A 22122-nucleotide genomic window follows, 5' to 3' on the forward strand; every position below is an offset into this window, starting at 1 on the left:
CACGAACCCCCGCCCCCGCGACTTCGCCCCGTATTGCCCCGCCCCGGCGCCCCCGAGACTGCGATACCTGACATGAAGACCTCCTGCAGTGCACGGCACCGAAGTGCTTTGCGTGCTATGGATGAAGGCGGCGATCGATGGCCTGTCAGGGACGTCCGGATCGCCGCGGCGCTGATGATCGCCGCAGCCGACGCTAGGTGCCCTGATCAGCCCGTGCCCGTTCGTAGCCGGTGGATGAGGGCCGTACGGGCGAGTCCGCTCCCCCATGCGGTCTCCGTCGCGGCGGGGGCAGGAGACATGCAAGGCAACGGCCGGAGCCCCCGCACAGTGGGCTCCGGCCGTTGGTTCGGTGACGTACTAGAGGGCCAGGCCCGTGAGGACCAGCACCCGCTCGTACGTGTAGTCGTCCATCGCGAAGGCCACGCCCTCGCGGCCGACGCCGGACTGCTTCGCACCGCCGTAGGGCATCTGGTCGGCGCGGTAGGACGGGACGTCGCCGACGATCACGCCGCCGACCTCCAGGGCGCGGTGCGCGCGGAAGGCGGTCTGCAGGTCGTGCGTGAACACACCTGCCTGCAGGCCGTACTTGGAGTCGTTGACGGCGGCGAACGCCTCGTCCTCGCCGTCGACCTTCGTCACCGTCAGGACAGGGCCGAAGACCTCCTCGCAGGCGAGGGTGGCGTCGGCGGGGACGTCGGTGAGGACGGTGGGCGCGTAGGTGGCGCCGTCGCGCTTGCCTCCGGTCAGCAGCTTCGCGCCGCCCTGGACGGCCTCGTCGACCCAGGACTCCACGCGCTGGGCGGCGTCCTCGTTGACGAGCGGGCCGACGTCGGTCGCGGAGTCGGACGGGTCACCGGTGACCTGGGCCTCCACCGCCGCGACGATCTTCGGCAGCAGCCGGTCGTAGACGGACGCGTCGGCGATCACGCGCTGCACGGAGATGCAGGACTGGCCGCCCTGGTAGTTGGAGAACGTGGCGATACGGGTCGCCGCCCAGTCCAGGTCCTGCTCGCTCGCGAAGTCGGAGAGGACGACCGCCGCGCCGTTGCCGCCGAGCTCCAGCGTGCAGTGCTTGCGCGGGACGGAGTCCATGATCGCGTAGCCGACCTTGTCGGAGCCCGTGAAGGAGATGACCGGCAGGCGCTCGTCCTTCACGAGGGCGGGCATCTGCTCGTTCGGGACGGTCAGCACGGACCAGGAGCCGGCGGGCAGATCGGTCTCGGCGAGCAGCTCGCCGAGGATCAGCCCGGACAGCGGGGTCGCCGGGGCGGGCTTGAGGATGATCGGCGCACCGACCGCGATCGCCGGAGCGATCTTGTGGGCGCACAGGTTCAGCGGGAAGTTGAACGGCGCGATGCCGAGGACGACGCCCTTGGGGAAGCGGCGGGTCAGTGCGAGGCGGCCCTGGCCGCCGGCGTCGGTGTCGAGCCGCTGGGCCTCGCCGCCGTTGAAGCGGCGGGCCTCCTCGGCGGCGAAGCGGAAGACCGAGACGGCGCGGCCGACCTCGCCGCGCGCCCACTTGATCGGCTTGCCGTTCTCGGCGGAGATCAGCTGGGCGATCCCCTCCGTGCGCTCGACGAGGCGCTTCGAGACGTGGTCCAGGGCGGCGGCGCGTACGTGGGCCGGGGTCGCGGCGAACTCGTCGATCACGGCGTGCGCCGCGGCGACGGCCTCCTCGACCTGCGCCTCGGTGGGCACGGAGACCCGGCCGACGACCCGGCCGTCCCAGGGGGAGGTGACGTCGAAGGCGGCCTCGCCGGTGGCCTGGCGGCCGGCGAGCCAGAAGGCGTGGGTGGCAGTCATGTCCGGGTCCCGGCCCTTCCGAAGTAGATGGGGGTTGGTCTGTGCCCACCGTAGGACCGGGAACCGGCGGATGTGTTTGTCCGAGGTGTACTGGTCGCCGGGCGATCTGCGACGCTTTGGCGAGAGCGCGGGGCGCTGCCGCCGCAGCGCGGGCAGAATCCCAGGTCAGCGCCGCCGTTCGGTGCTGACGATGAGGCACACACCGGCCACGACGACCGCGCCGCCGACAGCGATCGGCCAGGACAGCCGCTCGTCGAGGACGAGCGCGCCCAGCAGCACGGCGACGACCGGGTTCACGTAGGCGTACGTCGCCACGAGCGACAGCGGAGCGGAGTGCAGCAGCCAGGCGTACGCGGTGAACGCCATCAGCGAGCCGAAGACGATCAGGTAGGCGAGGGCGGTCCAGGACCGGGCCGACACGTCCTCCAGGCGGAAACCGTGCTGCTCGCCCCGGGAGAGGGCGACGGCGGCGCAGCCGAGGCCGCCCGCGACCATCTCGTACGCGGAGGCCGCGAACGGATTGGCCGGCATCGGGATGCGGGACGACGAGAACGAGCCCACCGCCCACAGGACGGTCGCGACGACCACCGTCAGCACGCCGCCGATCCGTACGTCGCCGCTGAGCCCGGGCAGGGTGAGGACGGCGAGTCCGGCGAGGCCCAGCAGCACGCCGAAGTAGGCGCCGGGGCCGGGGCGTTCGCCGAAGGACCTGCGCAGGACGACGACCCAGGCGGGGACGACGGCGATCAGCAGGGCGGTCAGTCCGGAGGGCACCGAGGTCTCCGCGAGGACCACGAGCCCGTTGCCCCCGAGCAGGAGCAGCAGGCCGACGAGGGTGGCGGAGCCCAGCTGGGCCCGGGTGGCCTTCAGCGCCGCGGGTCCGTAGCGCCAGGCGACGATCGCGCCGAGGACGATACCCGCGACGACGAACCGGGCGGCGGCCGACAGGAAGGGCGGCATGGTCTCGACCGCGACGCGGATGCCGAGGTAGGTGGAGCCCCAGACGACGTACACGATGACGAGGGCGGCCCAGACGGCACCGCTGATCCGCCGCCCCTGGGGAGCAGCAGGCTCGATGCCCTCGACAGTCATGTCCAAGTCGGTCACGCGTGGGGGCATCGATGCTCCTCGTCTCCTGGATGTGCGCGCCGCAGCCTCGGCCGTGACGCGCCGTTACAAGCCAGGAAGATAGGAAGTCGCCAGCCGAACTGCAATGATTCTGCCCGCAATCGGGCAGGGAGACGGTGAAATCCACGCCGTGGGTGGGGTTTTCCGCGACGCGTGGAGCTCTCCACCGCTCGACCCGCGTCCCGGGCGGGGCACGCGGGCGGCGCGTCACGGCACGCGGGCGGCGCTGCCCGGCAGGCGCGTGGGGCGCGCCCGGGGCCGCGGCCCGGCGAGCTCGGGAAGGCGCGTGGGGCCCGCCGGGGCGCGGAACGAAACGCGAGTGGGCGTGGCCCGGCAGACGCGGGCAGACACGTGGGGCCCGCCCGCGTGGCCCGGCAGCCTGGAGCCGGACGCGTGGGGCCGCCGGGGCGCGGCACGGAACGCGAGCGGCGTGGCCCGGCAGACGCGGGCAGACACGTGGGGCCCGCCCGCGTGGCCCGGCAGCCTGGAGCCGGACGCGTGGGGCCGCCGGGGCGCGGCACGGAACGCGAGCGGCGTGGCCCAGCGGGCTCGGGCAGACGCATGGGGCCCGCCCGGGGGCGCGGCCCGGCAGCTGGGACGGGCGGGTGGAAGCCCGCCCGGGACGTGGCATGGCACGCGGGCCGGGTGGCCCGGCAGACGCGGGAAGACGCGGGGGCACGTCAGCTGGCCCGACCGGCCCGAGGGCTCGCCCCGCCGAGCGTGGGGCGTCGAACTGCCGCGAGGCGAGCCGAGCACACGCGCGCCGGCGTCAATCCGCCACAGGAGTCGCCGTCGTCTTCAGGGACAGCCACAGCTCCATCCGGACGTCCGGGTCGTCCAGGGAGCGGCCGAGGATCTCCTCCACGCGGCGCATCCGGTAGCGCAGCGTGTGGCGGTGTACGCCGAGGTCCGCGGCCGCCGCGTCCCACTGGCCGTGGCGGGACAGCCATGCGCGCAGCGACGCGACGAGGTCGCCGCGGCCGGTGGCGTCGTGTTCGTGGAGGGCGCGCAGCATGCCGTCGGCGAAGGCGCGTACCGCGTCGTCCGCGAGCAGCGGCAGGATCGAGCCTGCTGCCAGCTCCTCGTGCTCGACCAGCGCGCGGCACCGCCGCCGGGCCACCGACAGCGCCTGCTCGGCCTGCTTGTACGCCCCGGCGGCCGCCGTCGTCCCCGTCGGCGCGGAGAGCCCGACGACGGTCTCCGCGTCCTCGGCCTCCTTGTCCGCGTACGCCGCCGTGCAGGAGGCGACCACCGCGCCGCCGTCGGCGGCCAGTATCACCAGCCGGCCGTCGCTTTCGGGCACCACCAGCACCGTCTCGCCGGCCCGGGCCGCCGCCGACTCCACCGACTCGGCGAACGCGGGCAGCGGGTCGTCGGCGTCGGTGTCCGGCTCGCCGGACAGCTCGGCGATCAGCAGCCGGAAGGGCGCGTCGAGCAGCCCGCCGTACAGGTCGCCCGCGACCGCGCGGGCGTGGTCCGGCTGACCGGCCAGCAGCATCCGCAGCACCGCGGCGCCGAGGCGCTGTTCCGCGGCCTGGAGAGAGCGGGACCGTTCCGTGGCGAGCGTGAGCAGGGCGACGGCCGAGTGGACCGCGTAGCGCTCGGCCGTGCCGAGGGGCGCTCCGGTGCCGACGGCGAGCGCGCCGCGCACGCGGCGGCCGGAGCCGAGGGACTGCAGCTCGACACGGTCGTCGTCCTGCGCGCCGCCGACGACCGCGCTCGCGGGCGCGGACCGCTCGCGCAGCCGTTTCACGTCGCCCGTGAAGCGGGCGGCCCGGCGGGCCGCCCACTCGGGGGCGGCGGCCACGACCGCGCCGGAGGCGTCGTACAGGGCGGCCCAGCCGTCGACATGCGCGGCGAGCCGGGCCACGACCGCGGCCGGCCCCTCGGCGAGCGCCGCGCGGGTCATCTCGCGCTGCGCCTCGAAACCGGCGGTCACGGCCCGGTACTGGTCGGCGGCGATCGCGGCCGAGACCGCCTTGGAGATGGCGATGAACGGGGTGCGGCGCGGCACCGCGAGGAGCGGCAGCCGCTCCTCCTTGGCCGCGTCGACCAGCGCGTCGGGCACGTCCTCGTAGTTGACGCCGACCGCGAAGCCGAGGCCGACCACTCCCGCCGCGACCAGCCTGCGCACATAGCGCCGCATCGCCTCGGGGTCCTCGGCGTCCAGCGTCATGGCGGTGACGAGCAGCAGCTCGCCGCCCTCCAGGTACGGCACGGGGTCGGCGAGCTCGCTGACGTGGGCCCAGCGCACGGGCGTCTCGAGGCGGTCCTCACCGGCGCGCACGGTGAGCTTGAGCGCCGAGTGCTGGACCAGCGAGGCGAGGGTGGGCGGCATGGACCGGGGGCCCTTCGAGCAGAGGTGCGAGTTTCGCCGTCCCGTATGAACGGCCTACCTCGATTCTGCCAGGGCGGAGCAGTCCGGAAATCCGCTCAGGTCCGCAGGTCGACCAGGAGCGGCGGCGCGTGTTCCCCGCGGACGCTGGTCAGTGACAGTACCGCGTGCCCGGCGGGCAGTCCGTGGGCCAGGTCGGAGGCCGACCAGCGGGGCCGTTCGACCTCGCGCACGGTGACCGCCTCGGCAGTCGCCGCCTTGCCCGTGGCCAGCCGGCGGAGCATGTGCAACGCCTTGGTGAGCGGTTCGTCGGAGACGATCTGCCGGTTGGTGACGTCGCGGGTCTGCACCCACTCGGTGCCCCAGGTCTCGGCGAAGTGCCCGCCGTCCCAGGGGGCGAGGCCGGCGAACGCCATGCGGCAGCCGACCGCGCCGAGCAGCGGTCCGCGCAGCGGCTCCGGTACGTCCTCCAGCGTCCGCAGCGCGAACACGACACCGGCGTTGGCGCTGCGCAGCCGCTGCACCGCGCGCACCGAGTCGCCGGTCACCGTGTAGGAGGCGTCGTCGAGGACCAGGCAGGCGAACAGCGAGCGGTCGCCGCGGGTCAGCGCGGCCTCGGTGAACTGGGCCAGCACCAGCCGCGCGATGATCCGGGACGCCTCGGCGTGACCGCGCTCGGGAAGGTCGATGCGGACCCGCAACGGGTGCTCGATGGAGCGCAGCGAGAACTGCCGGCCCTCGCCGTCGGTACGGAAGAACTCCGCGAAGGCGGGCCGGTCCAGGAACGCGATCCGCTCGGACAGCAGCACGCCGATGTCGTCGCCGCGCGCCGACTGCCGTGTGCGCGCGTCCAGTTCGCGCAGCTGTGATGCCTCTCCCCGGGCCTCCAGCGCCGCGCGCAGGCCGTCCAGGGCCGCGGTCGCACCGCCGAGGAGCTCGCGCAGCTCCGGGACGGCCGGGAAGTGGCCGTGGACGCACTGGTAGGGACCGATGAGCTGGGCGAGGGCGGTGGCGGCGCGGCGGCTGTCCCCGCCGGGGAGACCGGCCGCGAGGTCGCCGACGAGCGCCTCGGCGAGCATGCGGGCGGCCTCGTCGGGGTCTTCGGCGCCGCCGTACAGGTCGAGGTCATGGGTGGATCCGGGCCGTCCCACGGAGACGACCAGGTCGAAGTCGCCGTCCGGGGCGACGGCGGAGCCGTGGGCGGTGACGGCGACGACGGCGGCGCGGTTGGCGAGGGCGAGCAGGCACAGCGATTCGACGACGGGCCGGACGAGCCGCACGCTCTTGCCGGACCCCGAGGGGCCGACGGCCAGCAGCGAGGTCCCGAGCAGCGCGGGCTCCAGGGCCACGCCGGTGGTGCGCCGGGCGTAGGGGTTGCGGGCGTCGTCGACGACGGTGCCGATCTTGACCTGGCCGGTGACCAGGTCGTGGGTGGCGGCGCGTACGGGCAGGTCCCGCAGGCCCGAGGGGTGGGCGCAGGCGGCGGGTCCGTGCCTGCGCACGGTGTCGGCGAACGCGGTGAGCCGCTCGGGCCTGGCGTGGACGCTCTGCCAGGCGCGCCGGATGCGCGCGAAGTCGACGTCGCCGAGCGCGCCGGAACGGGCGGCCTCACCGAGGCGCGCGGCGGCGTCGGAGAGCCCGGCGCCGCGCAGCTCGGGCCAGTCGGCGAGATCGGCCTCGGGCGCGGGCGGGGCGGGGCGGGCGGGTGTGCGGCGGCGGACGACGTAGCGCTGCCAGATCTCGGGTACGTGGCCGATGCGGGCGAAGAACACCAGCATTCCGCCGCCGACCACGGCGTAGTAGACGTAGCTGGCGTTGGCCCAGGTGGTGGCGTCGGCGCGCCAGGAGTCGGGGGTGAGCACGAGGAGGGGCCACAGCCAGTAGCGGCCGAGGTAGCCGTTCCAGAGCAGGGACCACAGCAGCCAGCCGCTGAGCAGCGAGATGATCGCGCCGGAGAACAGCCGCCTGGCCGGGACGAGCTCGGGTTCCTCCTCCGGGCGCGGCCGGTGCCCGAGCCGCCACACGCCGGGCTCGGCCTGGGGGCGGGGGGTGCGCAGCCACTCCAGTACGGCGGGGCGGGTGGTGGGTGCGTGCCCCGGCACGGCGGGGGTCCCCGGCGGCAGGGGCGGGGCGGGTGCCTCGGGCGGTGGTCCGGCCGGACGGGGCACGGGGTTGGCGCGTGTGCCGCGTGCGTCGAATGTGCCTTCGGATTCCATTGAACCGCTGCCCCCTGACCAGCCAGGCCCGTCTGTGCACGGTCAATCTAGTGCCCGCGCGGAGGGAGTTCAGCGACTCGCCCCGGTGTCGTGCCCGCCGCACACCACCGCGTGCGGTGCCCGGCCCCGTCGCGCGGCGGGGCCGTGCGCGCGGCGGGCGCTCGCCCTGAGGTTGCACCCGCGCCCGGTTGCGGGCCGGGGGCACCCGGGACGGCGACCCCGATGCGGGCATCCCGGGACGGCACCAAGGGGCCGGGGCCCGCGCCGGCCCACCACACCCGGCCGCCCGGGCCCGGCAGCACAGCCTGGCACCGGACGGCGGTCCGGTGCAGGCCCGTGCACTCGGCCGCGGTGGCCGTCAACCCGCCCACCGGACGAGCCGGCGGCCCGCGGCCCGGCCGCCCTGGCCCGGCAGCACGTCCCGGCAGTGCGTCCCGGGCAACACGTCCCGGCCAGGACGGCCGTTCCGGAGGTACGTCCCGCGCCGCTGGGCCACGGCGGCGGTGGTACCCGCGCCCGCCCCGACCAGCCGGCGGCCCGGTCCACCCGGCTCCGCCCGGACGGCGGCCCCCGACGCCACGGGGCCTGCGGCCGCGACCCGCCCGCCCGGGACGGCGGCACCCCGACGCCACGCGCCACCCCGACCCGACGCGTGCTCGTGTGCGTATGGACGTCGAGGACAACGACACACCCCCAACACTCCCGAACGGCGCATGCCCCCATCCCCTCCCCGCACCTAGCCTGCGGAGAAAGACAAGAAGCGTCCGGATACACCCCCAGGAGCCCCTCATGACCGCAATCCCGCAGGAGCGCCGCGTCGTCACCGCCATCCCCGGCCCGAAGTCGCAGGAGCTGCAGGCCCGCCGTACGGCCACGGTCGCCGGCGGTGTGGGATCCGTGCTGCCCGTCTTCACGGCCCGTGCGGGCGGCGGGATCATCGAGGACATCGACGGCAACCGTCTGATCGACTTCGGCTCCGGCATCGCCGTGACCTCCGTCGGCGCCTCCGCCGAGGCCGTCGTGCGCCGCGCCTCCGCGCAGCTCGCCGACTTCACCCACACCTGCTTCATGGTGACCCCGTACGAGGGCTACGTGGAGGTCTGCGAGGCGCTCGCCGAGCTGACTCCGGGCGACCACGCCAAGAAGTCCGCGCTGTTCAACTCGGGCGCCGAGGCCGTCGAGAACGCCGTCAAGATCGCCCGTGCGTACACCAAGCGCCAGGCCGTCGTCGTCTTCGACCACGGCTACCACGGCCGCACCAACCTCACGATGGCGCTGACCGCCAAGAACATGCCGTACAAGCACGGCTTCGGCCCGTTCGCCCCCGAGGTCTACCGCGTCCCGGTCGCGTACGGCTACCGCTGGCCCACCGGCCAGGAGAACTGCGGCCCCGAGGCCGCCGCCCAGGCCATCGACCAGATCACCAAGCAGATCGGCGCCGAGAACGTCGCCGCGATCATCATCGAGCCGGTCCTCGGCGAGGGCGGCTTCATCGAGCCGGCCAGGGGCTTCCTGCCGGCGATCGTGAAGTTCGCCAACGACAACGGCATCGTCTTCGTCGCCGACGAGATCCAGTCCGGCTTCTGCCGCACCGGCCAGTGGTTCGCCTGCGAGGACGAGGACATCGTCCCGGACCTGATCACCACCGCCAAGGGCATCGCGGGCGGTCTGCCGCTCGCCGCCGTCACCGGCCGCGCCGAGATCATGGACGCCCCGCACGCGGGCGGCCTCGGCGGCACCTACGGCGGCAACCCGGTGGCCTGCGCCGGTGCGCTCGGCTCCATCGAGACGATGAAGGAGCTCGACCTCAACGGCAAGGCCAAGCGCATCGAGGAGGTCATGAAGGGCCGCCTGACCGCGATGGCCGAGAAGTTCGACATCATCGGCGACATCCGCGGCCGCGGCGCGATGATCGCGATCGAGCTGGTGAAGGACCGGGCGACCAAGGAGCCGAACCCGGAGGCCGCCGGCGCGCTCGCCAAGGCCTGCCACGCCGAGGGCCTGATCGTCCTCACCTGCGGCACCTACGGCAACGTGCTGCGCTTCCTGCCCCCGCTGGTCATCGGCGAGGACCTGCTGAACGAGGGCCTGGACATCATCGAGCAGGCGTTCGCAGGCGTCTGACCGGGGACGACGGAGCCGCTCTGTGAAGAGAGTGTGGGGGGCCGATGGCGGGATGGGAATCCGTCTGTCGGTCCCCCCGGCCTCTGCCGTACGGTTCCTGCAGATGAGAGAAACACCCAGCTCGCGGGGCACCGCGGGCGACCCCGGGCCGGAGCCTCCCCAGCCCCGACCCGGTCGTGCCCTCGCGCACACCGCTGGAGTCTCACGCTCCGGAGCTCCTCACCGATCGGATGGCCGCTCGCCCCAAACCCCCCGGGGCGCGCGGCGCACCGGTCCGGCCGGCCGCATCGGAACCACCCCCCCTGTTCCGATGTGGCCGGCCTCTCGGCGTTCTCGGGCCGCCGCGTTCGCGGTGTGCTGCACGCTCTTCGCACTGATCACCTGGCAGGTCGCCGCGCACGGCCCCCTGCGCAGGGCCGACGAGCGCCTGGGACGTGCCGTCTTCCGCGACGTGCCCGACGCCCTGACCGAACCGCTCGCCGACCTCGGCAGCATGACCGTCGCCCTGCCCGTGCTCGCCGCCGCCCTCGCGTGGACGCTGTGGCGCGGCGGACGGTGGCGCCCCGTACTGGCCACCGCGCTCGCCATGGCGGCGGTGCCCGCCCTGGTGATCCCGCTCAAGGCGTGGATCGCCCGGCCGGGGCCGCTGGAGCCGGGCACGGGCTGGTACCCGTCGGGGCACACCGCGACCGCGATGGTCGCCTACTGCGGCGCCGCCCTGCTCCTCGCCCCGTACACCCGCCGCCGGTGGCCGGTGCCCGTCGCCGTGGTGCTCACGTTGGCGACGGGCGTCGGACTCGTGCTGCGCGGCTACCACTGGCCGCTGGACGTGGCGGGCAGCGGGTGCCTGTCCGGCGCGGTGCTGCTGGTGCTCAGCTCCACGGGTAGGCGTCGAAGTTCTTGGCGAACTCCCACTGGTTGAAGCGGTCCCAGTTGATCGACCAGGTCATCAGGCCGCGCAGTGCGGGCCAGGTGCCGTGGGTCGTGTACGAGCCGCAGTCGGCCTTCCTCGTCAGGCAGTTCAGCGCCTTGTTCACCTCGGCCGGGACGGTGTGGCCGTTGCCCGCCTGGGTGGAGGCCGGCAGGCCGATCGCGACCTGGTCGGGGCGCAGCACGGGGAAGACCTTGCTCTGGTCGCCGGCGACGGGGAAGCCGGTGAGCAGCATGTCGGTCATCGCGATGTGGAAGTCGGCGCCGCCCATGGAGTGGTACTGGTTGTCGAGTCCCATGATCGGGCCGGAGTTGTAGTCCTGGACGTGCAGCAGCGTGAGGTCGTCGCGCAGGGCGTGGATGACCGGGAGGTACGCGCCGGCGCGCGGGTCCTGGCCGCCCCAGGGCCCGGAGCCGTAGTACTGGTAGCCGAGTTGGACGAAGAACGTCTCGGGCGCCATGGTCAGGACGAAGTCGGAGCCGTACCTGGCCTTGAGGGTCTTGAGCGCCGAGATGAGGTTGACGATCACCGGCGAGGTCGGGTTGCGGAAGTCGGTGTCGCCGGTGTTCAGCGACAGGGAGAGCACTTGGCGTTGTCGCTGCCGACCGGGGTGGCCTTGAGGGCGGACGTCCCGCCGTGGGTGGGCGAGGTGACCGCTGCGCCGCTGTCCGCGGTGCAGCTCCAGCCGGTGAGACCGGCCTCGAAGCCGCCGTTGCGGGCGAGTTCGGCGTCGGCGGCTGTCGCGGGCCGGGCCGTGGCGAGGAGTCCTGATGCGGCGAGTGCGACTGCCACAAGGGCAGCCTTGAGTCGGGTGCGGTCCACAACTGCCTCCGGGCATGGGGGTTTCGGAGTGGGGCGGCGCGCACAACATGGTCCAGACCAATTCCGTTGTCAAGACCTCTGGCACGCCCCACTCCCCCCGCCCTCAGCACTCCGGGCCGTTCGCGCCCCTCTCGCCGCGCGCGATACCTGTCGCCACCGCCGCTCACTCGAAGGGTGGCGGCGGCTCAGCTGTCGAAGCCGAGACCGAGCCTGTCCATCGTCCGCAGCCACAGATTGCGCCGGCCGCCGTTGGCGTCCGCCCGGGCCAGCGACCACTTGGTGAGCCCGATGCCGGCCCAGGCCACGGGCTCGGGCGGGAACGGCATCGGCTTGCTGCGCACCATCTTCAGCGCGGTGCGCTCGGTGCGTTCGCCGCCCAGAAGGTCGAGCATCACGTCGGCGCCGAACCGGGTCGCCCCGACACCGAGTCCGGTGTACCCGGCGGCGTAGGCGACCTTGCCGCCGTGCGCGGTGCCGAAGAACGCGGCGAACCGCGAGCACGTGTCGATGGCCCCGCCCCAGGCGTGGCTGAACCGGAGCCCCTCCAGCTGCGGGAAGCACCGGAAGAAGTGCCCGGCGAGCCGGAGATACGTCTCGGGCCGGTGGTCCAGCTCGGCGCTGAGCCGGCCGCCGAACGGGTAGACCGCGTCGTATCCGCCCCACAGGATGCGGTGGTCGGCGGTGATGCGGAAGTAGTGGAACTGGTTGGCGCTGTCGCCGAGTCCCTGCCTGCGCTTCCAGCCCACGGCGGCGAGCTGTTCGCCGCCGAGCGGTTCGGTCATCAGGGCGTAGTCGTAGACCGGGACGGTGTACGGGCGCAGCCGCTTGACCAGCGACGGGAACACGTTGGTGCCGAGCGCGACCCGCCGGGCCAGGACACGGCCGTACGGGGTGCGCACGGCCATGCCCGGCCCGCAGGCGGCCAGTTCGAGCCCGCGGGTGTTCTCGTAGATGCGGACGCCGAGGCCGAGGCACGCCTGCTTGAGCCCCCAGGCGAGCTTGGCCGGGTGCAGCATGGCGACGCCGTCGCGGTCCCACAGGCCCCCGAGGAAGGTCGGCGAGTCGACCTCGGCGCGCACCGCGTCCCGGTCGAGCAGCTGCAGTCCGCCGAGCCCGAGGCGGGTCGCCTCCTCGTGCAGCTCGTGCAGTTCGGCGAGCTGGTGGGGCTCGGTGGCCACGTCGATCTCGCCGGTGCGCTCGAAGTCGCAGTCGATCCCGTAGCGGGCGACGGTGTCCCCGATCGCGTCCAGGTTGCGCGCCCCGAGCTCCTCCAGCTTCGCGAGCTCGTCCGGCCAGCGGGCGAGCCCGTTGCCGAGCCCGTGGGTGAGGGAGGCCGCGCAGAAGCCGCCGTTGCGGCCGGAGGCCGCCCAGCCCGCCTCCCGGCCCTCGATCAGCACGACGTCCCGCCCGGGGTCGCGCTCCTTGGCGAGGAGCGCGGTCCACAGGCCGCTGTAGCCGCCGCCGACGACGAGGAGGTCGCAGCGTTCGGTGCCGGTGAGGGCGGGCAGCGCACCGGGCCTGCCGGGGTCGTCCAGCCAGAAGGGGACGGGCCGGGCGTCGGCGAGGGACGAGGCGACGGTCATGGCGGCGGGGGCCATGGTTTCCACTCCTTAGGGGCCCGGAAGGGCCTACTGGGGCAGCCCGGCTCTGTTGCGCCGGTTGCTGACGACCTGGCCCGCGACCACGATCAGCACGGCGAGGGCGAACATGGCCGTGCCGATGACGTTGATCTGCACGGGCGTACCGCGCTGGGCCGAACCCCACACGAACATGGGGAAGGTGACGGTGTTTCCGGAGTTGAAGTTGGTGATGATGAAGTCGTCGAAGGACAGCGCGAAGGCGAGCATCGCGCCGGCCGCGATGCCGGGGGCGGCGATCGGCAGGGTGACCCGCAGGAACGTCTGCACGGGTCCCGCGTACAGGTCGCGGGCGGCCTCCTCCAGGCGCGGGTCCATCGACATCACGCGTGCCTTGACGGCGACCACCACGAAGCTGAGGCAGAACATGGTGTGGGCGATGAGGATGGTCCAGAAGCCCAGCTCCGCGCCCAGGTTGAGGAAGAGGGTGAGCAGCGAGGCGGCCATGACCACCTCGGGCATCGCCATCGGCAGGAAGATCAGCGAGTTGATCGTGCCGCGTGCGCGGAAGCGGTAGCGCACGAGCGCGAACGCGATCATCGTGCCGAGGACGGTCGCGCCGACGGTCGCCCACAGCGCGATCTGCAGGGACAGCGCGAGCGAGCCGCACAGGTCGGCGACGCCGCACGGGTCCTGCCAGGCGTCGGTGGAGAACTCCCGCCAGGAGTAGTTGAACCGCCCCGCCGGCTTGTTGAAGGAGAACACCGTCACGATGATGTTCGGCACGATGAGATAGGCGAGCGTGAGCAGGCCCATGACCACCACGAGGTTGCGCCGTATCCAACGCATCAGACCAGGTCCTCCGTTCCGGCCCGGCGGATGTAGACGGTGACCATGATCAGGACGATCGCCATCAGGATGAACGACAGCGCGGCCGCCGTCGGGTAGTCGAGCACGCGCAGGAACTGCGCCTGGATGACGTTGCCGATCATGCGCGTGTCGGTGGAGCCCAGCAGTTCGGCGTTGACGTAGTCGCCGCTCGCGGGGATGAACGTCAGCAGCGTTCCGGAGACGACGCCCGGCAGGGACAGCGGGAACGTCACCTTGCGGAAGACCGTGGCGGGCGTCGCGTACAGGTCGCCGGCCGCTTCGTGCAGGCGCGGGTCGATCCGTTCGAGCGAGGTGTACAGCGGCAGGATCATGAACGGCAGGAAGTTGTACGTCAGGCCGGTGACGACGGCGAGCGGGGTGGCGAGGACGCGGTCGCCCTCGGTCATGCCGAGCCAGCTGGTGACGTCGAGGAACCCGACGGTGTTCAGGACATCCACCACCGGTCCGCCGTCCGCGAGGATCGTCTTCCAGGCGAGCGTACGGATCAGGAAGCTGGTGAAGAACGGGGCGATGACCAGCACCAGCAGGAGATTGCGCCAGCGGCCCGCCCGGAAGGCGATCAGGTACGCGAGCGGGTAGCCGAGCAGCAGGCACAGGACCGTGGCGGTGCCCGCGTACAGCAGCGAGCGCAGGAAGTGCGGGTAGTACTCGGTCAGCGCGTCCCAGTAGGTCGCGAAGTGCCAGGTGACCTCGAAGCCCTGCTCCAGGGAGCCGGTCTGCACGGAGGTCGACGCCTGGTAGACGAGCGGCAGCGCGAAGAACACGAGCAGCCACAGGATGCCCGGCAGCAGCAGCCAGTACGGGACGAGCCGGCGGCGCACGGGGGTCTTGTGGGCCGGTGGTCCGGCGGGGGCCGGGGCGGCCGGCGGCGCCTCGGTGACGGTCATGGCGTCTCCTCCACCGTCTCCACACCCGCCGCGATGTCCTGGGCGGCGTCGAGCCCGAAGGTGTGCTCCGGGTTCCAGTGCAGGACGACCTCGGTGCCCGGTACGAGTCCGGCGCGGTGCTCCACGTTCTGTGCGTAGACCTCGAGCGCCCTGCCTGCCGGGCTCTCCACCACGTACTGCGTGGAGACGCCGATGAAGGAGGAGTCCACGATCCGGCCGGTGACGGCGTTCCGGCCGGCGGCGACGGTCTCGGCCTCGTCGGCGGCGGTGAGGGAGATCTTCTCGGGGCGCACCCCCACCAGCAGCCTGCCGCCCGTGCGCACGGCGTCGGGGCAGCGGTCCGCGGGCAGGCGCAGCTTGCCGCCGCCCGCGGTGACGACGACCTCGTCGCCGCTGCTGTCCACGACCTCCGCCTCGATGAGATTGGAGGTGCCGAGGAAGTTGGCGACGAAGGTGGTGCGGGGGTTCTCGTAGAGCTCGGCGGGCGCGCCGAGCTGCTCGACCCGTCCGCCGTTCATGACCGCGACCGTGTCGGCCATGGTCATGGCCTCCTCCTGGTCGTGGGTGACGTGGACGAAGGTGATGCCGACCTCGGTCTGAATGCGCTTGAGCTCCAGCTGCATCTGGCGGCGCAGCTTCAGGTCGAGCGCGCCGAGCGGCTCGTCGAGCAGGAGGACCTGCGGATGGTTGATCAGCGCGCGGGCGACGGCGACGCGCTGCTGCTGGCCGCCGGAGAGCTGGTGCGGCTTGCGCTGGGCGAAGTCGCCGAGCTGGACGAGGTCGAGCATCTCGCCGACCTGTTTCGTCACGGATGTCACGCCGCGCCGGCGCAGTCCGAAGGCGACGTTCTCGTAGATGCTCAGGTGCGGGAAGAGCGCGTAACTCTGGAAGACCGTGTTGACGGGGCGCTTGTGCGGCGGCAGGGCCGTGACGTCGCGCGCGCCGAGCGAGACGGTGCCGGTGGTGGGGTCCTCCAGGCCGGCGATCATGCGCAGCGTGGTGGTCTTGCCGCAGCCGGACGCGCCGAGCAGGGCGAAGAACGACCCCTGCGGAACGGTCAGGTCGAGCGGGTGGACGGCGGTGAAGGAGCCGTAGGTCTTGCTGATCCCGGAGAGGCGGACGTCGCCGCCCGCTGTCTTGTCAGTCATGGGTCGCGGTCCCAGGGGGTGTCGTGTCGTCAGGGCAGGGCGGCGGTCAGGCGCCGATGAGCTTGGCGAACTTCTCCTCGTACGCCGTCTCTTCCTCGCTGCTGAGCGAGCGGAAGGAGTGGGACTTGGCCGCCATGGCCTCGTCCGGGATGATCAGCGGGTTCTTGGCCAGCTCCGGGTCGATCTTCGCCAGTTCGGGGCCGACTCCGGCGACCGGGGTGACGTAGTTGATGTACGCGGCGAGCTTCGCGGCGACCGGGAGCTCGTAGTAGTAGTCGATCAGCCGGGTGGCGTTCTTCCGGTGCCGTGCCTGCGCCGGGACCAGCAGGTTGTCGGTGGCCGTCATGTAGCCGGCGGCGGGGATCGCGTAGCGGATGTCGGGGTTGTCGACCCGGAGCTGGATGAGGTCGCCGGCCCAGGCGATACAGGCGGCGATGTCGCCCTTGTCGAGGTCCGACGTGTAGTCGTTGCCGGTGAAGCGGCGGATCTGCTTCTTGTCGACGGCCTTCTGCAGCCTGCCGAGCGCGGCGTCGTAGTCGGCGTCGGTGACCTTGACCGGGTCCTTGCCCATGTCGAGGAGAGTCATGCCGACCGTGTCGCGCATCTCGGTGAGGAAGCTGACCCGGCCCTTGAGCCGCGGGTCGTCCAGCAGCTGGGTGACGGAGTCCACCTTGCGGCCGCCGGTGGCCTTGATGTTGTACGCGATGACGGTGGGGATGCCCGTCCACGGGTAGCTGTACGCGCGGCCCGGGTCCCATTCGGGGCTGCGGAACTGCTGGGAGAGGTTGGCGTAGGCGTGCGGCAGCAGTGCGGGGTCGAGCTTCTGCGCCCAGCCGAGGCGAATGATCCGCGCGGCCAGCCAGTCGGTGACGTTGATCAGGTCACGGCCGGTGTCCTGGCCGGCCGCGAGCTGCGGCTGGATCTTGCCGAAGAACTCGACGTTGTCGTTGATGTCCTCGGTGTACTTGACCGTGATCCCGGTCCGCCGGGTGAACTCCTGCAGCGTGGGACGGCTCTTCTCGTCCTCGCTGATGTCCATGTACTCGGTCCAGTTGGAGAAGGTCAGCCGCTTCTCCTTGTCCGAGAAGTCGTCGGAGCCCTCGGCCCCGGCCTCGCGCTTGGCCGGCGGGATGCCGCAGGCGCTCAGCAGGCCGGCGCCGCCGGCCGTGAGTGCGCCGATGCCGGACGCACGCAGCAGCGAACGGCGGGAGAGGGCACCCCGCCCGTTGGCCAGGCTGCGCCGCATCGCGGCGATCTGCGCCGCCGAGAGGCGCTCGGACTCGTACTGCTCCATGACGCTTTGCCCTTTCGGGTGGAGTGCGACCGCCGGTCACGCGTGACCGGCAGCGGCACGTCGTTACGGACGGTCCCCGAAGATCGTGCGGTGCCAGTCCTTCCTGGCGACCGCGGTGTTGTCGTACATGACGTGTTTGACCTGCGTGTACTCCTCGAAGGAATACGCCGACATGTCCTTGCCGAAGCCGGATGCCTTGTATCCGCCGTGCGGCATCTCGCTGATGATCGGGATGTGGTCGTTGACCCAGACGCAGCCCGCCTTGATCTCGCGGGTGGCCCGGCCGGCCCGGTAGACGTCGCGGCTCCAGGCGGAGGCGGCGAGTCCGTAGGGGGTGTCGTTGGCGAGGGCGATGCCCTCGTCGTCGGTGTCGAAGGGGAGCACGACCAGGACCGGGCCGAAGACCTCGGACTGGACGATCTCGCTGTCCTGGGCGGCTCCTGTGATCAACGTAGGCCGGTAGTACGCACCACGCTTGAGCTCGCCCTGGGGCGCTTCGCCGCCGGTGACGACGGTGGCGTAGGCCCGCGCCCGGTCGACGAAACCGGCGACGCGGTCGCGCTGGAGGTGCGAGACGAGCGGGCCGAGGTCGGTCGCGGGGTCGAGGGGGTCCCCGAGCCGGACCATGGCCATCAGGTCGGCGACGGCGGCGACGAAGGCGTCGTACAGCGGCCGCTGCACGTAGGCGCGGGTGGCCGCCGTGCAGTCCTGGCCGGAGTTGATGAGGGAGCCCGCGACCGCGCCGTGCGCGGCGGCCTCCACGTCGGCGTCGTCGAAGACCACGAAGGGGGCCTTGCCCCCGAGTTCGAGGTGGAGCCGCTTGACGCTCGCGGTGGCGATCTCCGCGACGCGCTTGCCGACGGCGGTGGAGCCGGTGAACGAGGTCATCGCGACGTCCGGGTGGCCGACCAGGTGCTCGCCCGCGTCCCGGCCCGCTCCGTTGACGATGTTGACGACCCCGTCCGGAACAGCCGCTGCCGCGGCGGCCTCCGCGAACATCAGCGAGGTGAGCGGGGTGATCTCGGCAGGCTTGAGGACGATGGTGTTCCCCGCCGCGATCGCCGGGAGGATCTTCCACGCCGCCATCTGGAGCGGGTAGTTCCAGGGTGCGATCGAGCCGACCGTGCCGATGGGCTCCCGCCGTACGTACGAGGTGTGGTCGCCGCTGTACTCGCCGGCCGACTGGCCCTGGAGGTGGCGGGCGGCCCCGGCGAAGAAGGCGGTGTTGTCCACGGTGCCGGGGACGTCGAACTCGGTGGTCAGCTTGATCGGCTTGCCGCACTGGACGGACTCCGTGTGTGCCAGGTCCGCCGCCCGGTCCGCCAGCACGCCCGCGAACCGGTGCAGCGCGTCGGACCGTTCGCCCGGGGTGGCGCCCGCCCAGCCGGGCAGCGCCTCCCGCGCGGCGGCGACAGCCGCGTCGACGTCCGCGGCCGACGCGAGCTCGTAGGTGTGGACGGTCTCGCCCGTCGCAGGGTTCACCACGTCCTGCGTGCGTCCCGAGGTACCGGATCGAAGCCGTCCGCCGATGTACTGCGTGCCGGCCGCGAAGCGGTCCCGCATCGGGTGGCCGTTGCCCATGATGCTCTCCGTTGTTCCAGCTCGAAGTGAGTGCCGATCCTGGCAGAGGGTGACCCATGCAACAAGGGATTCCGTTGTTGCCTTTTGATTACGCGACGGAATCGGTCGACCATGTGTCGCGCTGGCGACGCCGTGCCCAGACGGACTGTCGGTGGCGGCTGACAGACTCGCGTGCATGGGGACGGACGAACTGATCAAGCTGGCCGCCGAGGGGCAGCGAATCAAGTACCTGCACTTCTGGGGGCACGCGCCGCGCCGCGACGGCCGGATCGGAGCGAGCTGCCTCAGTCAGTGGTGGCCCTCGCCGTTCGAGGCCGACGGCGTGCGGTACGCGACCGCCGAGCACTGGATGATGGCGGCCAAGGCCCGGCTCTTCGAGGACGCGGAGGCGGAGCGCCGGGCACTGGAGGCGAAAAGCCCCGCCGAGGCGAAGAAGGCGGGGCGGCTGGTGCGCGGCTTCGACGAGGCGATATGGCGGCGTGAGCGGTTCGCGATCGTGCGCGCCGGCAGCGTGCACAAGTTCGGCCAGGACGCCGCGCTGCGGGACTTCCTGCTGGGCACCGGCGACCGGGTGCTCGTGGAGGCCAGCCCGGTCGACCGCATTTGGGGCATCGGGCTCGCCGCGGACGACGAGCGGGCGCAGGACCCGGCGCGCTGGCGGGGGCTCAATCTGCTGGGTTTCGCGCTGATGGAGGCGCGGGAGGAGCTGCGGGGGCGGGGGTAGGCCCGGTGCGGCGGGACCCCTGGCGGGGCCCGCCGCACGTCATGGACGGGCGACGTCAGTGGACGGAGGTGACCAGGCTCGATTGGAAGGGATCGTCGTCGTAGGTGTCGTCCTCGAACTTGTCCGCGTTCGCGATGACCAGGCCGATGCCGACGACGAAGATCACGAAGATCAGCAGGCCGATCGAACCCATGATGATGCCGGCCAGCGCCTGGCCGCCGTTGTCCGCCTCGCCCCGCTGGGCGCGCTTGCGCCCCACGATCCCGAAGATCAGGGCGAGCAGGCCCAGAACCAGTGCGGGCACGCCGTAGCACCAGCCGATGGTGACCGCGAGGATGCCGAGCACCATCGCCGCCGTGCCCATGCCGTTGGACGGGCCCTGCGTCCAGCCCGGCGTGGGGCCTGCGTACGGCGCATAGCCCGGGTAGGCGGCGCCGTACGGGTCGGAGGGCGCGCCGAAGCCCTCCGTGGGTGCGCCGAAGCCGCCCGAGGTGCCGGAGGCCGGGGGCTGGGGCAGGCTCGTGGCGGCCGGGTAGCCGTAGCCGGGCGCGGGCCCGCCCGGCGCGACCGGGGGCGGCGGCACGGAGCCGGTGTCGCCGGGCATCCCGATGACCGCGGGCTGGTCGTGCACGCTCGGCGGCGTGGGCGCGGACTGCGGCTTGTCCAGCGGCACCTTGTCCTGCGGGGTCCCGCCGGCCGGCGGGGCCCACGGGTCGTTCGGCTGGGGCGCGCCCGTCGGCCCGCCCTGGTTGCCCTGGTTGTCAGACATGGATCTCCCCCATAGGTGGTCCGGTCATGCTACGACCTCGGTCCGCGGCTCCGACCGGCCGCCTACGATGATCCCCTGACCAGGCGCGGCGCATCGCACACGGAGGTACCCGATGACCGATCTGCACCCCTTCATCGCAGGGCTGCCCAAGGCCGAACTGCATGTGCACCACGTCGGCTCGGCCTCCCCCCGCATCGTCGCCGAACTGGCCGCGAACCACCCCGACTCCAAGGTGCCGACCGACCCCGAGGCCCTGGCCGGCTACTTCACCTTCACCGACTTCGCCCACTTCGTCGAGGTCTACCTCTCGGTCGTCGACCTGGTCCGCACCCCGGACGACGTACGGCTCCTCACGTTCGAGGTGGCCCGTGACATGGCCCGGCAGAACATCCGCTACGCGGAGTTGACGATCACGCCGTTCTCCTCGACGCGCCGCGGCATCGACGAGAAGGCGTTCATGGCGGCGATCGAGGACGCCCGCAAGGCGGCGGAGAGCGAGCTCGGGGTCGTGCTCCGCTGGTGCTTCGACATCCCCGGCGAGGCGGGCCTGGAGGCGGCCGAGGAGACGGCCCGGCTCGCGGTGGATCTGCGCCCGGAGGGCCTCGTGTCGTTCGGGCTCGGCGGTCCCGAGATCGGTGTCCCGCGCCCCCAGTTCAAGCCGTATTTCGACCGCGCGATCGCCGCGGGCCTGCACTCCGTGCCGCACGCCGGCGAGACGACCGGGCCGCAGACGGTCTGGGACGCGCTGAACGACCTGCGTGCCGAGCGCATCGGCCACGGCACCAGCTCGACGCAGGACGCGCGGCTGCTGGCGCACCTGGCCGAGCGGCGCATCCCGCTGGAGGTCTGCCCCACCTCCAACATCGCCACCCGGGCCGTCATCGACCTCGACCAGCACCCGATCAAGGACATGGTCGCGGCGGGTGTGCTGGTGACGATCAACAGCGACGACCCGCCGATGTTCGGCACGGACCTCAACCACGAGTACGCGGTGGCCGCGCGTCTGCTCGGTCTCGACGAGCGCGGACTGGCCGACCTGGCGAAGAACGCGGTCGAGGCGTCGTTCCTGGACCCGGCGGGCAAATCCCGCATCGCCGCCGAGATCGACGAGTACACCGCCGCGTGGCTCGCCCGCTGACCGGACGTACCGGCCCTCAGGACGCCGGGGCGGTACGTCCGGTCACCGTCGTCGCCCACCGCGGCGACCCCTACCGGGCGCGGGAGAACACCCTGCCGTCGCTGCGGTCGGCGATCGACCACGGCGCGGACGCGGTCGAGATCGACGTGCGGCTGACCCGGGACGGCGTGCCCGTGCTGCTGCACGACGACTCGCTGAAGCGGCTGTGGGGACGCGACGTGCCGCTCGCGCGGCTCACGCACGCCGAGATCGAGTCCCTGACCGGCGGTGGTGTGCCGACGCTGCGGCAGGCACTGGCCGAGACGGGCGCGCACCGGCTGATGATCGATCTGCCCGGCGCCACGGCGGAGTCGGTGCGCACCGTGGTGGGGACGGTCCGCGAGTGCGGGGCCGGCGAGCGGGTGTACTACTGCGCCGGCCCCGCGACCATGCTGGCCGTCCGGTCCGCCGACCCGTCGGCCGAGATCGCGATGACCTGGACGACGCTCGCCCCGCCGCGCCCGGTCCTGCTGGACGCGGTGCGGCCGCACTGGCTGAACTACCGGTTCGGGCTGATCGGGCGGGAGTTGACCGAGCGGGTCCACCGGCAGGGCATGCTGGTGTCGGCATGGACCGCGGACACCCGGCGCACGATGCGCCGGCTGGTCGCCTGCGGCGTGGACTCGATCACCACCAACCGCGTGGACGCGCTCGGCACCGTCCTGCGCGAGTCACGGCTCGCGCAGGACCGTCGTCCGTGACGGCGGCCCTGCCC

17 protein-coding genes and 1 pseudogene are annotated in these 22122 nt (G+C 72.6%); 5 read left to right on the forward strand and 13 right to left on the reverse strand.

The window, feature by feature from the left end; all coding sequences use genetic code 11:
• Window positions 1-357: 357 nt before the first annotated feature.
• The 4 genes from ACLB9X_RS21605 to ACLB9X_RS21620 form a co-directional block, all read right to left on the reverse strand.
• Window positions 358-1803, reverse strand: coding sequence for an aldehyde dehydrogenase family protein (locus ACLB9X_RS21605; RefSeq protein ID WP_410362026.1), 1446 nt, complete (start codon window positions 1801-1803; stop codon window positions 358-360).
• A 165-nt stretch (window positions 1804-1968) separates the two neighbouring features.
• On the reverse strand, window positions 1969-2922 hold the full coding sequence (locus ACLB9X_RS21610) for an EamA family transporter (protein WP_410362027.1): 954 nt from the start codon (window positions 2920-2922) through the stop codon (window positions 1969-1971).
• A gap of 778 nt (window positions 2923-3700) precedes the next feature.
• A complete protein-coding gene (locus ACLB9X_RS21615) occupies window positions 3701-5269 on the reverse strand; it encodes a PucR family transcriptional regulator (RefSeq protein ID WP_410362028.1) in 1569 nt (522 codons plus the stop codon).
• Window positions 5270-5364: 95 nt separating this feature from the next.
• The gene (locus ACLB9X_RS21620; RefSeq protein ID WP_410362029.1) at window positions 5365-7482 is read right to left on the reverse strand and encodes an ATP-binding protein; all 2118 of its coding nucleotides are present in this window, start codon (window positions 7480-7482) and stop codon (window positions 5365-5367) included.
• 789 nt (window positions 7483-8271) lie between these two features.
• Here ACLB9X_RS21620 and gabT point away from each other — a divergent pair.
• Together gabT and ACLB9X_RS21630 are read left to right on the forward strand one after the other, a co-directional pair.
• Entirely contained in the window at window positions 8272-9606 is a 1335-nt protein-coding gene (gene gabT, locus ACLB9X_RS21625) for a 4-aminobutyrate--2-oxoglutarate transaminase (RefSeq protein ID WP_410362030.1), read from the forward strand.
• A gap of 103 nt (window positions 9607-9709) precedes the next feature.
• Window positions 9710-10528, forward strand: coding sequence for a phosphatase PAP2 family protein (locus tag ACLB9X_RS21630; protein ID WP_410362031.1), 819 nt, complete (start codon window positions 9710-9712; stop codon window positions 10526-10528).
• Here the strand turns inward: ACLB9X_RS21630 and ACLB9X_RS21635 are convergent.
• From ACLB9X_RS21635 to ACLB9X_RS21670, 8 genes and pseudogenes are all read right to left on the reverse strand, one after another.
• Window positions 10479-11120, reverse strand: a pseudogene (locus ACLB9X_RS21635) (chitinase); the annotation flags it as partial. The gene ACLB9X_RS21630 and the pseudogene ACLB9X_RS21635 overlap by 50 nt on opposite strands.
• Complete coding sequence (locus ACLB9X_RS21640; protein WP_410362032.1) at window positions 11105-11359, reverse strand: carbohydrate binding domain-containing protein; 255 nt, start codon at window positions 11357-11359, stop codon at window positions 11105-11107. The gene ACLB9X_RS21640 and the pseudogene ACLB9X_RS21635, both read right to left, overlap by 16 nt.
• Window positions 11360-11544: 185 nt before the next feature.
• Window positions 11545-12957, reverse strand: coding sequence for an NAD(P)/FAD-dependent oxidoreductase (locus ACLB9X_RS21645; RefSeq protein WP_410362033.1), 1413 nt, complete (start codon window positions 12955-12957; stop codon window positions 11545-11547).
• A gap of 30 nt (window positions 12958-12987) precedes the next feature.
• On the reverse strand, window positions 12988-13785 hold the full coding sequence (locus ACLB9X_RS21650; protein ID WP_410362034.1) for an ABC transporter permease: 798 nt from the start codon (window positions 13783-13785) through the stop codon (window positions 12988-12990).
• Window positions 13785-14714 (reverse strand): ABC transporter permease, encoded by a 930-nt coding sequence (locus tag ACLB9X_RS21655; protein ID WP_410362035.1) that lies wholly within the window; start codon window positions 14712-14714, stop codon window positions 13785-13787. Before ACLB9X_RS21655 ends, ACLB9X_RS21650 begins: the two co-directional genes overlap by 1 nt.
• On the reverse strand, window positions 14711-15862 hold the full coding sequence (locus tag ACLB9X_RS21660; RefSeq protein WP_410362036.1) for an ABC transporter ATP-binding protein: 1152 nt from the start codon (window positions 15860-15862) through the stop codon (window positions 14711-14713). The genes ACLB9X_RS21655 and ACLB9X_RS21660 overlap by 4 nt, the downstream gene beginning before the upstream one ends.
• Window positions 15863-15908: 46 nt before the next feature.
• Complete coding sequence (locus ACLB9X_RS21665; RefSeq protein ID WP_410362037.1) at window positions 15909-17156, reverse strand: PotD/PotF family extracellular solute-binding protein; 1248 nt, start codon at window positions 17154-17156, stop codon at window positions 15909-15911.
• A 63-nt stretch (window positions 17157-17219) separates the two neighbouring features.
• Window positions 17220-18737: a gamma-aminobutyraldehyde dehydrogenase gene (locus ACLB9X_RS21670; protein ID WP_410362038.1), complete on the reverse strand. Its 1518-nt coding sequence runs from the start codon at window positions 18735-18737 to the stop codon at window positions 17220-17222.
• A 175-nt stretch (window positions 18738-18912) separates the two neighbouring features.
• On the opposite strand from ACLB9X_RS21670, the gene ACLB9X_RS21675 reads away from it, so the two are divergent.
• Window positions 18913-19461, forward strand: coding sequence for an NADAR family protein (locus ACLB9X_RS21675; protein WP_410362039.1), 549 nt, complete (start codon window positions 18913-18915; stop codon window positions 19459-19461).
• A gap of 55 nt (window positions 19462-19516) precedes the next feature.
• Here the strand turns inward: ACLB9X_RS21675 and ACLB9X_RS21680 are convergent, their stop codons facing one another.
• The gene (locus ACLB9X_RS21680) at window positions 19517-20230 is read right to left on the reverse strand and encodes a DUF4190 domain-containing protein (protein ID WP_410362040.1); all 714 of its coding nucleotides are present in this window, start codon (window positions 20228-20230) and stop codon (window positions 19517-19519) included.
• A gap of 112 nt (window positions 20231-20342) precedes the next feature.
• On the opposite strand from ACLB9X_RS21680, the gene ACLB9X_RS21685 reads away from it, so the two are divergent.
• Together ACLB9X_RS21685 and ACLB9X_RS21690 are read left to right on the forward strand one after the other, a co-directional pair.
• Complete coding sequence (locus tag ACLB9X_RS21685) at window positions 20343-21368, forward strand: adenosine deaminase (RefSeq protein WP_410362041.1); 1026 nt, start codon at window positions 20343-20345, stop codon at window positions 21366-21368.
• Window positions 21353-22108 (forward strand): glycerophosphodiester phosphodiesterase, encoded by a 756-nt coding sequence (locus tag ACLB9X_RS21690; protein WP_410362042.1) that lies wholly within the window; start codon window positions 21353-21355, stop codon window positions 22106-22108. The genes ACLB9X_RS21685 and ACLB9X_RS21690 overlap by 16 nt, the downstream gene beginning before the upstream one ends.
• Window positions 22109-22122: the final 14 nt, after the last annotated feature.

Source organism: Streptomyces sp. 5K101 (assembly GCF_046506645.1).
Lineage (GTDB): Bacteria > Actinomycetota > Actinomycetes > Streptomycetales > Streptomycetaceae > Streptomyces.

What these genes read in the sequence shown, in the direction of transcription:
- ACLB9X_RS21630 (WP_410362031.1), top strand. Translation starts at nt 9,710, where the DNA reads ATGAGAGAAACACCCAGCTCGCGGGGCACCGCGGGCGACCCCGGGCCG.
- ACLB9X_RS21680 (WP_410362040.1), bottom strand. Translation starts at nt 20,230, where the DNA reads ATGTCTGACAACCAGGGCAACCAGGGCGGGCCGACGGGCGCGCCCCAG.
- ACLB9X_RS21660 (WP_410362036.1), bottom strand. Translation starts at nt 15,862, where the DNA reads ATGACTGACAAGACAGCGGGCGGCGACGTCCGCCTCTCCGGGATCAGC.
- ACLB9X_RS21620 (WP_410362029.1), bottom strand. Translation starts at nt 7,482, where the DNA reads ATGGAATCCGAAGGCACATTCGACGCACGCGGCACACGCGCCAACCCC.
- ACLB9X_RS21645 (WP_410362033.1), bottom strand. Translation starts at nt 12,957, where the DNA reads ATGGCCCCCGCCGCCATGACCGTCGCCTCGTCCCTCGCCGACGCCCGG.
- ACLB9X_RS21605 (WP_410362026.1), bottom strand. Translation starts at nt 1,803, where the DNA reads ATGACTGCCACCCACGCCTTCTGGCTCGCCGGCCGCCAGGCCACCGGC.
- ACLB9X_RS21615 (WP_410362028.1), bottom strand. Translation starts at nt 5,269, where the DNA reads ATGCCGCCCACCCTCGCCTCGCTGGTCCAGCACTCGGCGCTCAAGCTC.
- ACLB9X_RS21610 (WP_410362027.1), bottom strand. Translation starts at nt 2,922, where the DNA reads ATGCCCCCACGCGTGACCGACTTGGACATGACTGTCGAGGGCATCGAG.
- ACLB9X_RS21670 (WP_410362038.1), bottom strand. Translation starts at nt 18,737, where the DNA reads ATGGGCAACGGCCACCCGATGCGGGACCGCTTCGCGGCCGGCACGCAG.
- ACLB9X_RS21650 (WP_410362034.1), bottom strand. Translation starts at nt 13,785, where the DNA reads ATGCGTTGGATACGGCGCAACCTCGTGGTGGTCATGGGCCTGCTCACG.
- gabT (WP_410362030.1), top strand. Translation starts at nt 8,272, where the DNA reads ATGACCGCAATCCCGCAGGAGCGCCGCGTCGTCACCGCCATCCCCGGC.
- ACLB9X_RS21665 (WP_410362037.1), bottom strand. Translation starts at nt 17,156, where the DNA reads ATGGAGCAGTACGAGTCCGAGCGCCTCTCGGCGGCGCAGATCGCCGCG.
- ACLB9X_RS21655 (WP_410362035.1), bottom strand. Translation starts at nt 14,714, where the DNA reads ATGACCGTCACCGAGGCGCCGCCGGCCGCCCCGGCCCCCGCCGGACCA.
- ACLB9X_RS21675 (WP_410362039.1), top strand. Translation starts at nt 18,913, where the DNA reads ATGGGGACGGACGAACTGATCAAGCTGGCCGCCGAGGGGCAGCGAATC.
- ACLB9X_RS21685 (WP_410362041.1), top strand. Translation starts at nt 20,343, where the DNA reads ATGACCGATCTGCACCCCTTCATCGCAGGGCTGCCCAAGGCCGAACTG.